We start from the raw sequence: 14,994 nt of genomic DNA, 5'->3' as shown, positions 1-14,994 counted from the left end.
CCGATTTAAAACACGGCCTAGCTGCCCTTGACGGTGACCTTCTCGTCGTTCTTGAGCTGGTCCACGAGCTGGGCGACCTTCGCCTTGTCCCAGACCAGGTTGCCGCCGTTGCTGCCCGAGATGGGGATGTTCATCGACGTACCCTCGCCGCCCGTGACGCCCTTCATCGCGAAGAACATCTGGCCCAGGGACCACAGGCTCATGTCCTTGTCGACGATGAGCGTGTCGAGGCCGGCGCCCATGGTCGGGTAGAGCTTGAACGGGTTGAGGATCGTGCCCGGCGTCGCCGTCTGGCTCGCCAGGGCCGCCAGGAACTTCTGCTGGTTCTTCGTACGGTCCAGGTCGCTGCCCGCGAACGCGTAGCGCGTGCGGACGAAGGCCAGGGACTGCTCGCCGTTGAGGGTCTGCTTGCCCGCCTGGAAGTCGGCGCCGGACTTCTTGTCCTTGAACGCCTTCGGGATGTCCATCTCCACGCCGCCGATCGCGTCCACGATGTTGGCGAAGCCGGCGAAGCCGATCTCGACGTAGTGGTCGATGCGGAGATTGGTGTTGTGCTCGACAGTACGGACCAGCAGCTCGGGGCCGTCCTCGGCGTACGCCGCGTTCAGCTTCACGCGCCGGCCCTGGGCCGGGAACGTCTTGCCGGACTCCGAGCCGACGAAGGACGGGATCTCCACGTCGGAGTCGCGCGGCAGGGAGATCAGGGTCGGGCCGTTGGAGCCGTCGTGCAGGATCATCATCGAGTCGGTCCGCTTGCCCTCGGCCGACCCGGTGTGCAGCTTCCTCTTGTCGTCGGCGCTCATGCCCTCGCGGCTGTCGGAGCCGACGATCAGGTAGTTCGTGCCGTCACCGGCCTCCGGCCGGTCGATGACCTTCGCCAGGTCGACCTCGCGCTTGAGCTTGCCGTCCGCCCAGAAGTAGGTGCCGATGGAGACGGCGAGGAGCACGACGACCAGCGTCAGTGACCCGACCTTGATACGGCGTCTCCAGTCCGGCGCAGGACCGACGCGCGGCGCGCGGGGAGCGCGGGGCGGCCGGCCGCCACCGCCGCCGTAGACCTGGCCGGTGTTGTAGCCGTCGTCGTACCCCTGCGACTGCGGCGGCACCGGGTGGTGCACCGGAGGCATCGGCGCGGCGGGCGGCGGGACCTGGCCGCGCTGGACATGCCTCATCACCCGCGCGCCCTCGGGCTGCGCGCCGCCGCTGCCGCGTCCGTGCGGGTCGCTGCGGTCGTTCCATCCGTCCGGCCAGTCACTCATGCGGACCAGTGTGCAGGCAGGGGGCGGGTCGCTTACAGGGCGGGTGGGAAATCGGGGCAGGGCTGTTGCAGAGCTGATGCAATGCGCCCCGCGCATAAGGTGGAGGGCATGACAGATCAGCCCCAGCACCCGGAAGACGGCATTCCGGGCAAGCCCACCGCCGCGTCCCGCACCACGCTCAGCCACATCATGACGGGCAGCGACACCAACCTCCTCGGCACGGTGCACGGTGGCGTGATCATGAAGCTGGTGGACGACGCGGCGGGCGCCGTCGCGGGACGGCACTCCGGCGGGCCGGCCGTCACCGCCTCCATGGACGAGATGGTCTTCCTGGAGCCGGTCAGGGTCGGGGACCTGGTTCATGTGAAGGCCCAGGTCAACTGGACCGGCCGGTCCTCGATGGAGGTCGGCGTACGGGTCATGGCCGAGCGCTGGAACGAGTCGACCCCGGCCACGCAGGTCGGCAGCGCCTACCTCGTGTTCGCCGCCGTCGACGCCGACGGCAAGCCCCGCCGCGTACCGCCCGTCGTACCGGAGACCGAGCGCGACCGGCGCCGCTACCAGGAGGCCCAGATCCGGCGCACGCACCGCCTCGCGCGGCGCCGCGCGATCAAGGAGCTGCGGGACAAGCGCGCCGCCGAGGGCCTGGACGCGGAAGGCTGACGCGCCAGGCGCCCCGGGTTACCGGCCGGCGAGGTTACGGGCAGACGACCTGGTCGCCGGTGACCGTGCCGTACTCGCCCTGGTACGGATCGTCCGCCCCTACCGCCCGCACCCCCTTGAAGTCCGTGCCCGCCATCACCTTCAGCAGCCCGCCCTGCCCCTCCACCGCGCGCAGCTCGCACCCCGGCAGCGCCGCCTGGAGCGACTTCGCCGAGCGGTCCCAGCGCGGGTCGTACGTGACGAGCGTGCGCTTCACGTCCTGCCGGTCCGCGTCCTCGGGCGCACGGGTGGTCTTGAAGCCGGTGGACCGCAGCGCCTCGTCCACGCGCTTGCCCAGGCCGCGGGTCAGCGTCCCGTTGTAGACCTGTACGGCGATCTGCTGCGGCGCCACGTCGACGACCGTCGTCTTCTTCCCGGGCCGCGGCGGCGCGAGCGGCTTGTCGTCGCGCAGGGCCTGGAACAGCTTCCTGGACTTCGCCTCGTCCCACTTCACGGTCGAGCCGATGCCCTCGACGGGCGGATTGACCCCCGCGACGGGTACGGACGTGAACTCCGACGACGAGGGAGTGAAGCCCCGCATCGCCTGCCCCAGGGCGAGGATCTCCTCCGTACCGAAGCCCTTGTCCGCCCGTACCGAACCGAGCAGCGTGGACGTCACCTCGCGGAACTTCACCGGGTTCAGCAGGACGCCACGCGTGCTCGCCCTGGCGATGAGGGCGGCGAGGAAGCGCTGCTGGCGCTGCATGCGGCTGAAGTCGGAGGCGCCGTCGATGTGCCGGGAGCGTACGTACTGCAGGGCCTGGCCGCCGTCCAGCCGGTGGGTGCCGACGGGCAGGTCGAGGCCGGTGTAGTCGTCCTTGAGCGGGCGGACCGTGCAGACCTCCACCCCGCCGATCACGTCGACCGTCTTCATGAAACTGGTGAAGTCGACCTCCAGATAGTGGTCGATCTTCACCTTCGTCATGTGCTCCACGGTCCGTACGGTGAGCGCTGGACCGCCTTCCGCGTACGCCGCGTTGAGCTTCGCCGGGTGTGCCTTGTGGTGCTTGCCCGTGGACCGGTCGGTGTGCTCGGGCACCTGGGCGTAGCTGTCGCGCGGCAGGCTCACGATGCTCGCCCGCTCCCTGTCGGCGGAGATGTGCACCACCATGATCGTGTCGGTGCAGTGGCAGGGCTCACCGCCCAGCCGGTACTTCCGCTTCTCCTCCGGCGTGATCTTGTCGCGGCCGTCGGTGCCGACGAGGAGGATGTTCGTGCCGTGGCCGGCCGCGGGGCGGTTCTTCATGTCCTTGAACGGGTCGACCCGCTCGATGCCGGTCTCCATCCCCGTGACCACCGCGTGACCGATGCCACCCGCGCACAGCACCAGGACCGAGATCGTGGTGAACAGGCGCATCGACCACTGCGGGCGCTCGTCCTGCCTTCGGCTGCGGCCCTGCGGTGGACGGGGCGACTTGGGCACGTGGGAAACCTCCGCGAAGGCAAGGGGGGATCACGGGCAACGTAAGCCCATACGATCAACGACCCCGGGCAGCGACGCGGCCGCCGCGCGACCGTGTCCCCCGTTCGCGGTAACGTGACCCCGATATGAACGCCACACCCGCAGTCTCCGTGATCATGCCGGTCCTCAATGAGGAGCGGCATCTGCGCAACTCGGTCCGTCACATCCTGGAGCAGGATTACGACGGCGAGATGGAGGTGGTGATCGCGATCGGCCCGTCCTCGGACCGGACCGAGGAGATCGCCGCCGAGCTGGTACGGGAGACCGCCTCCAGCAACCGCGCCCGCGTCCACACCGTCCCGAACCTCACGGGCCGTACGCCTGCGGCGCTGAACGCCGCCATCAAGGCCTCGCGGCACCCGATCGTGGTGCGGGTCGACGGCCACGGGATGCTCTCGCCGAACTACATCGCGACCGCCGTACGCCTCCTGGAGGAGACCGGCGCGCAGAACGTCGGCGGCATCATGCACGCCGAGGGTGAGAACGCCTGGGAGGACGCGGTCGCGGCCGCGATGACCTCGAAGATCGGCGTCGGCAACGCGGCGTTCCACACGGGCGGCGAGGCCGGGCCCGCCGACACCGTCTACCTGGGTGTCTTCCGCCGCGAGGCCCTGGAACAGCAGGGCGGGTACAACGAGGAGTTCATCCGCGCCCAGGACTGGGAGCTGAACTTCCGGATCCGCGAGGCGGGCGGCCTGATCTGGTTCTCGCCCGAGCTCCGCGTCCAGTACCGCCCGAGGCCCTCCGTCAGGGCCCTCGCCAAGCAGTACAAGGAATACGGCCGCTGGCGCCACGTCGTCGCCCGCTACCACGCCGGCTCCATCAACCTGCGCTACCTCGCCCCGCCGACCGCCGTCTGCGCGATCGCCGCGGGCATCGTCGTCGGCGCCGCGCTCACGCCATGGGGCTTCGTGGTCCCGGCCGGCTACCTGGCCGCGATCGTGGCGGGCTCGGTCCCGGCGGGCAAGGGCCTGTCGCTGAAGGCACGGGCGCAGATCCCGGTCGCCCTGGCGACGATGCACATGTCGTGGGGTTACGGCTTCCTGACGAGTCCCCGCTCCCTCGCGAAGAAGGTCATCGCGAGCCGCCGCCCGGCGGTGCGGACGGCTGAGGCCGAGGCGCGGACCCAGGCGTAGTACGTACGAAGAAGAAGCCCCGGGCCACGCGGAATGCGCGCGGCCCGGGGCTTTCTCGTATCACCGCACCCACTACCAGGTGAAGCCCGGCTGCACCTCCATGCACGCCTCGGTGTCCTCGCCGTTCAGCGCGCGGCCGGACTTGAGGGCTTCGTCCTTGCCCTTGTCGTCGTCCTTCGCCGCGGACTTGGGGTACGTGCTGCCGGTGCGCCAGTCGGCGCCCACGACCAGCGTGACGCCCGAGACGTCGGTGGACTTCTTCACCGAACCGGTCGGCAGCCCCAGGGACTTGGCGACCGCCTGGGCGTCGCCCTCCAGGTCGATGCTCGGGAAGTAGACCGTCGTCCGCTCCTGCGGGTTGCGCTGGGTGTCGGCCTTCGCCTGCGTGAAGCCCTTCTGGGCGAGTACGCCGGCGACCGCGGCGGCGCGTCCCGTCGCCGCTCCGAGGGCGTCCGTGTAGGTGCCGTTCTGCACCATGATCCCGATCTCCGCGTCCGGGGCGGCCGGGTCCTTGGATGCCTTGGGCTTCTGCTTCTTCGACGCCTTGCCGTCCAGCGGGGTGTCCTCGCGGACCATCTTGAAGAGCAGCTCGGCCTCGCCCGGCTTGGGGAGGACCCGGCCGCCCTGAGGTATCCACGGCATGGTGGCCATGGTGATGCGGGCCGTGGGGACCTTCTTGAGCTCCTCGCCGAGGTCGTACAGCTTCTTGACGGTGTCGAGCCTCTGGTCGACGGTGAGTGCCCGCGTCGCGGACTCGGCCAGCTTGCGCAGCTTGTTCGGGTCGCTGAGCTTCGTGCTCTTCTTCAGCTCGCGGACCATCGAATTCATGTACATGTGCTGGGCGTGTGTACGGGCGAGGTCGGTGCCGTCCTCGAAGCCGTAACGGGTCCGCAGCCACTGGAGGGCCTGCTCGCCCTTGATGTAGGTCGTGCCCTTCTTCAGCTTCAGGCCCGAGCCCTTGCCTTCGGGGTTGCGGGATTCGACGTTGTCCGTGACGCAGACCGGGACGCCGCCGATGGCGTCCGCCATGGAGACCACACCGGAGAAGTCGATCATCATGAAGTGGTCGATGGTGATGCCGGTCAGCTGGTACCAGGTCGCGACCGTACAGCCAGGACCGCCGCGTCCGAGGCTCTCGTTCGTCATCCGCAGATTCGTGGTCGCCGGATAGACCTCGTCGGTTTCCGGGTCCGTGCACTTGGGCATCTTCAGCAGCGTGTCGCGCGGCATGCTGATCACCGAGATGTTGCTGCGGTCGGCGGAGAGGTGCAGCAGCATCTGTACGTCGGCGAGCGGCGGGCTGTCGAAGGTGTCCTTGGCGCCGCCGAGCCGCTTGTTCTCGTCGGAGTTACGCGCGTCCGAGCCGATGAGCAGGATGTTCAGCGGGGTCTGGCCCGCCGCGTTGACCTGGTGACCGGCCATCGGCTTGTCACCGAGGTTGAGTTCTTCCTTCTTCAGGATGCTGTTGAGGTGGCGGTAATAGAGGTATCCGGCGCCGGCCGTGCCGAGTATCAGCAGGGACAGCACGGAGGCGACCCAGCGCAGGACCCGCCGTTTGCCGCGATTACCGCGCCGCTGTCCGCTCCCGCCCTGCCGGGGCGGTCCCGTGCCACCGGAGGCGGGTCTCACCGGGGCCTGCGTCGTGCCGTGCGCCGCCCCGGCCGGCCCGTCTTCGTACAGGCCGTCGTCCCAGCCTCGTTCGCCGGCGTCCCGGACGCCTCGGCGCGTCCTCACCCCACGCACGCTGTTCTGCCCCACCCCTGGCCCCCCTGTCGCTCAGGCGCGCCGCATAATCCGGTGACCCGGTTTCACTTGGCGCAGATCTTCTTGTCTGCTTCGACCTTGTCCACCTCGGGCGGCTTCACCGGACCTGAGATGGGCACCCCTTCGCCCTTGAAGTCGGCGCCGAGGGTCAGGGCCATCGCCTGCATCTCGCCGGCGTCCTCGGTGCCCTTCTTGAGCGCCGTGGCGGGCAGACCCATCAAATCCGCGAGCTTGCGTGCCTGGTCGGCCTGGTTCGGTGCGTACTCCAGAGTAGTCTTGGCGATCTTCTCCGGGGCATTGCTCTTGTTCGTGGACTTGAGCACGCCCTTCTCGACCTGCAGCCAGTTGAGGGTCTTCTGCGCGGCTCCGGCGGTCTCGCTGCCGTTGTAGACGTCGACGCGCACCGCGGAGGCTTCGGCCCTCGGGCCCTTGAGCAGCGCGGCCTGCTTGCCCTTGGCGGCCTTCTCCTTCTTCTTCACCTCGGTGAAGGAGGTGTCGGTCTGGAGCATGCTGAAGACCTGGGGTGCCTTGACCGGGTCGAGTACGACGGTCGCCCTGACCTTCTCGTTGGGGTTGTCGATCACAGGGATCGTCGTGAACGTGATGTTCTTGAGGTTGATCCGGCCCAATTCCTCGGCGAGACCAGTCAGTTTCGGGATGTCACCGATGGCCTTGTCCACAGTGAGCGCCTTGGTGGCCGCGTCCGCGAGCGCGAGCATCCTCTTCGGGTTGCCGAGGGTCTCTTCCTTCATCTTGCGGATCATCGAGGCGATGAACTGCTGCTGCATCTTGATCCGGTCGAGGTCGCTCTCGTTGCCGAGGCCGTGCCGGTTGCGGAGGAACGCGAGCGCGTCCTCGCCCTCCAGGGTGTGGTCCCCCGCCGCCAGATCGAGCTTGGAGTACTGGTCGTCCTTGATGGGCTCGGTCAAACAGACGTCCACGCCGTCGATCGCGCTGGTCAGCGTCTTGACCGCGTTGAAGTCGGCCATCATGAAGTGGTCGACCGGCACGCCGGTGAGCTGCTTGACCGTGCGCATGGTGCAGCCCGGGTCACGGCCGGCCACGCCGAAGCTCTCGTTGAACTTCGTGTACGCCTTGCCGGGAATGATCTTGGACGAGCCGTCCGGCTGCTTGGTGGGGCAGTCGGGGATGTCGGTCTTCAGGTCGCGGGGGATGCTCAGAGCGGTCGCGTTGGTGCGGTCCTCGGACACGTGGAAGAGGAACGTCGTGTCCGCGTGACCGGTGGTGTTCTCCCGGTCCCCGTAGCCCTCGTTGCCCTTGCCCGTGCGCTTGTCCGTGCCGATGATCAGGATGTTGAGCGGCCCGTCCTTCAGGGAGCCGCCGTTGGCGGCGTCACCGACGTCGACCGAGTTGATGTTCCCGTTGAGGCGGTCGTAGACGAGGTACGCGCCGACCGAGACGCCGACGAGCACGAAGCCCATGACGCCGCCGGTCCACAGCATGGCCTTCTTCTTGCCGGCCTTCTTCGCCTTGCGCTTGCGCCGGCCGGCCTGCGGGTCGGAACCGCCGGAGCCCCTGCTGTCGGAGCCGTTCGCGGCCCGGCGACTGCGCTGGACCGGAACCTGCCGCCGGGGGGTGGCGGTTGCCTCCCGTACGGCGCTTCTTCTGGACCGGGGACCCCGGGGAGGAGACGCCGGTGACTGCCCTGCGGATTGGTCCAGTCGCAATTCGTAATCACCGGTGGCCGGGTTGAGCACCCACTGGTCTGCGGGGTCGATTTCCTCGGCCCGCCCACGGTTTTGCGCATCCACGGTTGCTTGAGTCCTCCGTCGGGTGCCACACGAGGCGCCTCCCCCAGGCCCTCTGGCGTTCTTTCCAGCAGTGCGACCTCAGGGCCGGAAGCACCGGATCGCGTCACACTATCTGCCCAGTTCAGCGCGGAGCGACGTCCGTGACAAATTCCACTCCCCTTACAACTGGGCAATACGCCCAATCCATCTCTGTTGATTGGCCGACCTTGGCCATGGCTTTACTCGCACTCGTCCGTGGCGGCATTGCTGCCGGTGAAAGTCGGCGTCGGAGCCGGACTCTCCGAGCCCACATCGTCCGGCTTCTCGTCGGCCGGAGACCGGCCGTCCTTGTCCGGCTTCTCGGAGCTCGCCGGTACGACCGAGACGGGCGCGTCCTCGCGCAGCTGCTCGAACAGACGGCCCGCGTCCGGCTCGACGAGCTCGTCGCGGTTCGGGTCCCGCGCGTACGGCTGCCGGGGCACCGTCATGAACTGCACCTGCTCGGTGGGGATGTCCCGCATGCCGCGCACCAGGTTGTACAGGTCCTTGAGCGAATTGAGCCCGGGATCGGTCGTGAGGGACTTCGTCGCCTCGTCGAGCACCGGGTAGAGCCTGGTCGGATTGAGCAGTACGCCGTTGCTCTGCACCTTGTTCACCAGCGCGCCGAGGAACCGCTGCTGGCGTTCCATGCGCTCGGTGTCGCTGCCGTCGCCGATGGTCTTACGGGCCCGTACGAAGCCGAGGGCCTGCTCGCCGTTCAGCTTCTGGCGGCCCTTGTCCAGGCGGAGAAGAGCGTCGTCGTCGTCGATCGGCTCCTTGAGGCAGATCTCGACGCCGTTCACCGCGTCGACCATCCCCTTGAAGCCGGCGAAGTCGATGACCATGTGGTGGTCCACACGGATGCCGGTGAGCCGCTCGACCGTACGGATCGTGCACGCCGTACCACCCGACTCGAACGCCGAGTTGAACTGCGTGAACTGCTTCTTCGTGCGCGAGCCGTCGGGCTTCCGGCAGCTGGGGATTTCCACCATCAGGTCGCGCGGCAGCGAGACGGCGGTCGCGCTCTTACGGTCCCCGGCCAGGTGGAGCAGGATCGTCGTGTCCGAGCGCTGGGTGCCCTTGTCCGGGCCGTACTTGCGATTGTCCTTGCCGGAACGGGTGTCGGAGCCGATGAGCAGGATGTTCTGGGCGTCCACCGCGATCGGCGTGGGGCGTTCCTTCTCGTACGCCTCCAGCTCGGCGGCGGCGGTGGTGTCCGTGGTGATGTTGCCGTCGAGCTTCCGGTAGAGCCACGAACCGACGCCGGCCGCGAGGAGGAGCACGAAAGAGGCGCCGAGGGCGGTCCAACGCAGCCAGCGCCGCGCGTCGTTGGCGTCCGGGCCGGCGCCGGCGCGACGGGCTTCCCCGCCCTGGCCCTCGCCCTCCCCGTCACCCTCGCCCTCCGTGGCCCGGTCCTTCGCCTCGTCCTCCTCGGCTGGGTTGTCCGGTCGGGAGGGCGTGCCAGCACTGTCGGTCACGTCTGCGTCCATCCTTCACGGAGTCGGCGGCGCGCTGGGGCCGCCGGTCGCAGGGGTAGACGGCTGAACCTCGCGCTTGGTTGTGCGGTGCGTACCGTCGATCATCTACCGGAGTCCGGCGCTCCGGCCGGAGGGCTCGGCAGCCGGTGGGCCGGACGGGTGGCCTTCAGGGCGCTTGTAGTACCGCCGTGTTGGTGACCCGCTCGCTCTCGATCCGCTGGGCGAGGCCGTCTTCGGAGAGCCGGCCGAGATTCCGGCAGAGCACCACGGAACCCCCGACGGCGAGCGGGGCGAAGAGGCCAGAGGACAGCCCCTCCCAGGTGTCGTACGCCAGCCCCGACAGCAGGCGTGCCCCGCGGCCGAGCCCGAGGGCCTCCGCGTCGGCGCGCGCCCGGTCGACCAGCTCGGCTCCCGTGAGTTCCGTACCGCCGACTCGCAACGCGGGCTCATCCGGGTCCACGGGGGCGTACGGCGCGAAACGGTCGCCCTGCCCCGGCACCTCGACGGCGTAGTCCGCGAACCCGGCGGGCGGCTGCGGGAAGCGGCCTCCCAGGGGGCGCAGGGCGAGCGCCACGCGCTCCCCGCCGCAGGCCCGCGCCTCCTCCAGCGTGTCGGGCCCGCTGACCACCAGATCGGCGCCGGCCGGGTCTGCGCCGACATCGGCGACCACACCGACGGACGAACAGGCGAGCAGCCAGACGGCGGTCTGCCAGTGCGCGGGCAGCAGCAGCGCGAGCCGGTCGCCGGGGGCGGCGGCGAGGTCGCCCTGGAGCAGATTGGCGGTCTTGGCCACCCAATTGGCGAAGGTGGCGACGGACAGTTCTACGCGCTCGCCGGTGGCGTCGTCGTAGAAGGTGACCAGGGGGTGGGCCGGGTCCGCGGCGAGCGCGGATCGCAGCAGGTCGGCGGGGGTGCGATCGGTGGCGTTCACTCGCGCAAGAGTACGCCGCGCCTTCGTGCGGAGGGTTACGCCGCCGGGGTGCGGGAGAGGTGGCCGTACACCGGTTCGGCCGACGAGCCGTCAGTTCCCCAATGGACATATTTATCTACTTATGTCCAAGATCTGCTTCATGCGTGCATTCCTTGCTTCCGCGATCGGAGTCGCGTGCACCGCCGCTCTGGTCCTGCCCACCGCTGCCATCGCCGCCCCAGCCCCCGCCGTCCCCGCAAGTACGGCGCCACCGGGCTCCACCCAGTCGCTGCCACTCGTGCCACTCGTACCGGACGCTCCGGGGGACGACCGGGCCGCGGGCACCGTCCCGCAGGGCCTGGCGGAGCGTGACGCCAAGCCGTTCTCGCTCCTCGGGGTCATCTGGGACGACCCCGAGGCCGAACTCCACGGCACGGTCCAGGTCCGTACCCGCTCCACCGGGACGGGCGCCTGGTCCGGCTGGCAGTTCCTGGAGACGCACAATCACCAGCACGCCGCCGACGCCGGTACGGCGGAGCGCGAGACGGGGAAGGCCCGCGGCTCGACCGCGCCCCTGTGGGTCGGCGCGAGTGACGGCGTAGAGGTACGGGTACGGCCCGAGGGCGACGCTGCCGTACGCGGCGCCGCCCCCGCCCCGCTCCCGTCCGGCCTGCGCCTCGAACTGGTGGACCCCGGCGACGACCCCCCTCCGGGCGCGACGACCACCGCCGCTGACGCCGCCGAGGACAACGCCGACGACGCGGCGGCCCAGACCGGCGCCGCCGACGACGCGGACGACCCCCGGACCACGGTCCTGACCGCGGAGGACGCCGCGGCCTCGGCGGTCAACGCCGACCTCGTACCGCTCGGCGCCACCGAAGTACCGGCCCTCAGCAAGGCGGAGACGGAGGCCCAGACCTTCGTACTCGGCGGAAAGCCCCGCATCGGCCCCCGCCCGCGCATCGTCACGCGCAAGGGATGGGGCGCGAACGAGCAGCTCCGCGAGCGCAACTTCGTCTACACGAAACGCGTCAAGGTGGCCTTCGTGCACCACAGCGCGACCGGGAACAACTACAGCTGTTCGCAGGCCGACTCAGTCCTGCGCAGTATTTACCGCTACCACGTCAAGAGCAGTGGCTGGCGCGACCTCGGCTACAACTTCGCCATCGACAAGTGCGGGAACATCTACGAAGGCCGGGCAGGGGGTGTGGCCAAGGCCGTCATGGGGGCGCACACTCTCGGTTTCAACAGCAACGCCACGGGCATCGCTGTCCTCGGCACGTACAGCAAGTCCGGACCACGCGCCGCCGTGGTGAAGGCAGTTGCCCGCCTCACCGCCTGGAAGCTCGGGCTGTACGGCGCCGACCCGAGCGCGAAGACCACGCTCAAGTCCGGCGGCGGAAACCGTTACAAGAAGGGCACCATCGCCAAGCTCAATGTCATCGCCGGACACCGCGACGGAGTGTCCACCGACTGTCCGGGAGGCCACCTCTACCGCAAGCTCGCCGAGGTCCGGGCCGCCTCGGCCCGGCTTCAGGGCCGCTGACGGGCCGACCGGGGCCTGTCGAACGGTCTGCATACACTGGCCTGCCCGTACCCGGCCGGCCCCAGCAGGAAGCAGAGACGACAAGGTGACTGAAGCGATCCTCCTGGTCGGCGGCAAGGGCACCCGGCTGCGCCCGCTCACCGTGCACACACCGAAGCCGATGGTCCCGGCGGCAGGCGTGCCCTTCCTCACCCACCAGCTGGCCCGCGCGCGGGCGGCCGGAGTCGAACACATCGTCCTCGCGACGTCGTACCTCGCCGAAGTCTTCGAGCCCTACTTCGGCGACGGCTCCGCACTGGGCCTGCACCTGGAGTACGTGACCGAAGAAGAGCCACTGGGCACCGGCGGCGCGATCCGCAACGTAGCGTCGCGCCTCCACTCGTCCCCCGACGACCCGGTCCTCATCTTCAACGGCGACATCCTCACGGGCCTGGACATCGGCGCCCTGGTCTCCACGCACACCACGTCGGGCGCGGACGTCTCCCTGCACCTCACCAGGGTCGAGGACCCCAGAGTTTTCGGCCTGGTCCCCACCGACCCCACGGGCCGGGTGACAGCCTTCCTGGAAAAACCCCAGACCCCCGAGGAGATCGTCACCGACCAGATCAACGCGGGCGCGTACGTCTTCCGGCGTTCGGTCATAGACACGATCCCCGCGGGCCGCCCCGTCTCGGTGGAACGCGAGACCTTCCCCGGCCTCCTGTCCTCCGGCGCACACCTCCAGGGCATGGTCGACTCGACGTACTGGCTGGACCTGGGCACCCCCCAGGCCTTCGTCCGGGGCTCGGCCGACCTGGTACTGGGCCGGGCCCCGTCCCCGGCGGTGCCGGGCCGCTGCGGCGACCGCCTGGTCCTGCCGACCGCGTCCGTCGCCACGGACGCGAAGCTGACCGGCGGCACGGTGGTGGGGGAGGGCGCGGTAGTGGGCGAGGGCGCCCGCATCGACGGAAGCGCGATCCTCGCCGGGGCCGTGATCGGCGCTGGCGCGGTGATCACCGACTCCCTCATCGGCGCGGGCGCCAGGATCGGTGCCCGTACGGTCGTGTCCGGCGCGGTGGTCGGAGACGGCGCGACGGTGGGCGCGGACAACGAGCTGCGCGAGGGCGTACGGGTGTGGTGTGGCGCATCGCTCCCCGACGCGGCGCTCCGGTTCTCGTCGGACCAGTAACGAGCCGGCCGGAAGCACCCGCCCCACGAAACCCGTAGGCTCGAAGCCACGCGCCCCTCCCGCCCCAAAGGACCACCACCGTGTCAGGCCGCTTCGCGCCCCGCCCCGTAACCCGCACCCCGGTGCGGGACGGCGACACGACGGTCCCGCCCCAGACCCCACCACGCACACCACCCTCCACCACCATTACCGGACACACCCGGACCCGGACCTGGACGCCACCGTGGCCACTGGACCTGGGCCTGGTGCTGGGACCACTCCGCCGCGGCCCGGCCGACCCGACGTTCCGTACGACCCCCGACGGAGCCTTCTGGCGGACGTCCCGCACACCGGCGGGCCCGGGCACCCTGCGGGTGGCCGCACGCGGCGGCGCGGTGGAGGCGACGGCCTGGGGCGAGGGAGCCGAACAACTCCTCGACCAGCTCCCGCCCCTCCTGGGGTCCCTGGACGACCCCTCCGCCTTCGAGCCGCGGCACCGCGTGGTCGCCGAGACCTGGCGCCGCCGCCCCGGCCTGCGGCTGGGCCGCACCGGCCTGGTCCTCGAATCGCTGATCCCCTCCATCCTGGAGCAGAAGGTCACGACGGACGAGGCCTACCGGGCGTGGCGCCTGCTGCTGCGCAAGTACGGCGAACCCGCCCCCGGCCCGGTGGACGGCCGCATGCACGTCATGCCCTGCCCCCGCACCTGGTCCCTGATCCCCTCCTGGGAATGGCACCGGGCGGGCGTCGACAGCAAACGCTCGGCGACGATCCTGCGGGCGGTACGGGTGGCGAAGCGCCTGGAGGCGGCGTCCACGATGCCGCTGGAGGAGGCCTCGGCCCGCCTGCAACTGATCCCGGGCATCGGCCCCTGGACGGCGGCGGAGACCCTGCAACGCAGCAACGGAGCCCCTGACGCGGTGTCGGTGGGCGACTACCACCTCCCCAGCATGGTCGGCTACGCCCTGGCGGGCGACCGCGACGCGGACGACGAGGCGATGCTGGAACTCCTGGCCCCGTACGCCGGCCAACGCCACCGAGCGGCCCGCCTGATCCTCCTCTCCGGCACAACCCCGCCCCGCCGGGCCCCCCGAATGACCCCACGCAACATAGCCACGCTCTAAACCACCCCCACCCCCCGGGCGCCCTTGCGAGGCGCAGCCTTCCACCACCCAGCTGCCCGGCAGCGACTCCTCGGCGCTGCGCGCCGGTCCTGCCCCACCCGGCCCGCCCGTTGTAGGGGGGCGTTGAGAGGCACAGGTCTCCAGTGGGTCGCGGCCTCCGTCGGCCGCTGCGGGCCGATGTGACAGGCTGCGCGCCAGTCGCGTACCTCGGGCGGGCGCGGTGTGACGAGGCCGTGCGCCAGTCGCGTCTCTTGGGCGGGCCATGGTGTGTGACGAGGCCGTGCGCCAGTCGCGACTCTCGGGCAGGCCGATGGGACTGGGCTGCGCGCCAGTCGGGGCTCGCCGGGGTGGTTCGGTCGTCCCGCCTGCACGCCTCGGTGCCGGGAGGGCGCGCCCCATCCCGCTTCGCTTGCCTCGGTGCCAGTCGGGGACGTGTCGGGGCGCTCCCCGCAGGGCGTTGAACGCAACCACCGCGAACGAACCAACACCTACCCGAACGTTCGACGCCCGAGGAGACGCCCCGGCGCGGCACCGACCCCGAAGCCCGGGGTCTCCCCACGCCCGGCGCGGGACGGCCGCCAACGCCCGGGGTCTCCCCGCACCCGGCGCGGGACGGCCGCCAACGCCCGGGGTCTCCCCGCACCCGGCGCGGGACCGCCGCCAACGCCCGGGGTCT

The 14,994-nt window shown here is 70.2% G+C and carries 11 protein-coding genes; 5 read left to right on the top strand and 6 right to left on the bottom strand.

Features of this window, described 5'->3' with window-relative positions; translation table 11 throughout:
* Window positions 1–17: 17 nt before the first annotated feature.
* On the bottom strand, window positions 18–1,259 hold the full coding sequence (locus J7E91_RS08640; protein ID WP_214900509.1) for an LCP family protein: 1,242 nt from the start codon (window positions 1,257–1,259) through the stop codon (window positions 18–20).
* A 108-nt stretch (window positions 1,260–1,367) separates the two neighbouring features.
* Between J7E91_RS08640 and J7E91_RS08635 the strand changes: the two genes are divergently transcribed.
* Entirely contained in the window at window positions 1,368–1,922 is a 555-nt protein-coding gene (locus J7E91_RS08635; RefSeq protein WP_214900507.1) for an acyl-CoA thioesterase, read from the top strand.
* Between the two features lie 34 nt (window positions 1,923–1,956).
* Here J7E91_RS08635 and J7E91_RS08630 read toward each other — a convergent pair whose 3' ends face one another.
* Entirely contained in the window at window positions 1,957–3,318 is a 1,362-nt protein-coding gene (locus tag J7E91_RS08630; protein ID WP_214900515.1) for an LCP family protein, read from the bottom strand.
* Between the two features lie 191 nt (window positions 3,319–3,509).
* Between J7E91_RS08630 and J7E91_RS08625 the strand changes: the two genes are divergently transcribed.
* Window positions 3,510–4,559: a glycosyltransferase family 2 protein gene (locus J7E91_RS08625; RefSeq protein WP_214900505.1), complete on the top strand. Its 1,050-nt coding sequence runs from the start codon at window positions 3,510–3,512 to the stop codon at window positions 4,557–4,559.
* Window positions 4,560–4,631: 72 nt separating this feature from the next.
* Here the strand turns inward: J7E91_RS08625 and J7E91_RS08620 are convergent, their stop codons facing one another.
* The 4 genes from J7E91_RS08620 to J7E91_RS08605 all read right to left on the bottom strand — a co-directional run bounded on the left by J7E91_RS08620 (window position 4,632) and on the right by J7E91_RS08605 (window position 10,522).
* Window positions 4,632–6,317 (bottom strand): LCP family protein, encoded by a 1,686-nt coding sequence (locus J7E91_RS08620; RefSeq protein ID WP_214900503.1) that lies wholly within the window; start codon window positions 6,315–6,317, stop codon window positions 4,632–4,634.
* A gap of 50 nt (window positions 6,318–6,367) precedes the next feature.
* Complete coding sequence (locus J7E91_RS08615; protein ID WP_214900501.1) at window positions 6,368–8,095, bottom strand: LCP family protein; 1,728 nt, start codon at window positions 8,093–8,095, stop codon at window positions 6,368–6,370.
* Between the two features lie 218 nt (window positions 8,096–8,313).
* Entirely contained in the window at window positions 8,314–9,603 is a 1,290-nt protein-coding gene (locus tag J7E91_RS08610; RefSeq protein ID WP_214900499.1) for an LCP family protein, read from the bottom strand.
* Between the two features lie 154 nt (window positions 9,604–9,757).
* Window positions 9,758–10,522, bottom strand: a complete 765-nt coding sequence (locus J7E91_RS08605; RefSeq protein ID WP_214900497.1) for a TIGR03089 family protein — start codon at window positions 10,520–10,522, stop codon at window positions 9,758–9,760.
* A gap of 139 nt (window positions 10,523–10,661) precedes the next feature.
* Between J7E91_RS08605 and J7E91_RS08600 the strand changes: the two genes are divergently transcribed.
* The 3 genes from J7E91_RS08600 to J7E91_RS08590 all read left to right on the top strand — a co-directional run bounded on the left by J7E91_RS08600 (window position 10,662) and on the right by J7E91_RS08590 (window position 14,318).
* Window positions 10,662–12,047 (top strand): peptidoglycan recognition protein, encoded by a 1,386-nt coding sequence (locus J7E91_RS08600; RefSeq protein ID WP_214900495.1) that lies wholly within the window; start codon window positions 10,662–10,664, stop codon window positions 12,045–12,047.
* 85 nt (window positions 12,048–12,132) lie between these two features.
* Window positions 12,133–13,215: an NDP-sugar synthase gene (locus J7E91_RS08595; RefSeq protein ID WP_214900493.1), complete on the top strand. Its 1,083-nt coding sequence runs from the start codon at window positions 12,133–12,135 to the stop codon at window positions 13,213–13,215.
* A gap of 80 nt (window positions 13,216–13,295) precedes the next feature.
* Window positions 13,296–14,318 carry a DNA-3-methyladenine glycosylase gene (locus J7E91_RS08590; protein ID WP_214900492.1) on the top strand — a complete coding sequence of 341 codons (1,023 nt, stop codon included), beginning with the start codon at window positions 13,296–13,298 and terminating at the stop codon, window positions 14,316–14,318.
* Window positions 14,319–14,994: the final 676 nt, after the last annotated feature.

Origin of the sequence: Streptomyces sp. ISL-99 (assembly GCF_018614005.1) — a bacterium.
GTDB lineage: Bacteria > Actinomycetota > Actinomycetes > Streptomycetales > Streptomycetaceae > Streptomyces > Streptomyces flavidovirens.
Note: the sequence above shows the minus strand (reverse complement) of the source record. Positions and strands in the feature narration are given on the sequence as shown.

What these genes read in the sequence shown, in the direction of transcription:
- J7E91_RS08635 (WP_214900507.1), top strand. Translation starts at nt 1,368, where the DNA reads ATGACAGATCAGCCCCAGCACCCGGAAGACGGCATTCCGGGCAAGCCC.
- J7E91_RS08610 (WP_214900499.1), bottom strand. Translation starts at nt 9,603, where the DNA reads ATGGACGCAGACGTGACCGACAGTGCTGGCACGCCCTCCCGACCGGAC.
- J7E91_RS08640 (WP_214900509.1), bottom strand. Translation starts at nt 1,259, where the DNA reads ATGAGTGACTGGCCGGACGGATGGAACGACCGCAGCGACCCGCACGGA.
- J7E91_RS08600 (WP_214900495.1), top strand. Translation starts at nt 10,662, where the DNA reads ATGCGTGCATTCCTTGCTTCCGCGATCGGAGTCGCGTGCACCGCCGCT.
- J7E91_RS08625 (WP_214900505.1), top strand. Translation starts at nt 3,510, where the DNA reads ATGAACGCCACACCCGCAGTCTCCGTGATCATGCCGGTCCTCAATGAG.
- J7E91_RS08630 (WP_214900515.1), bottom strand. Translation starts at nt 3,318, where the DNA reads ATGCGCCTGTTCACCACGATCTCGGTCCTGGTGCTGTGCGCGGGTGGC.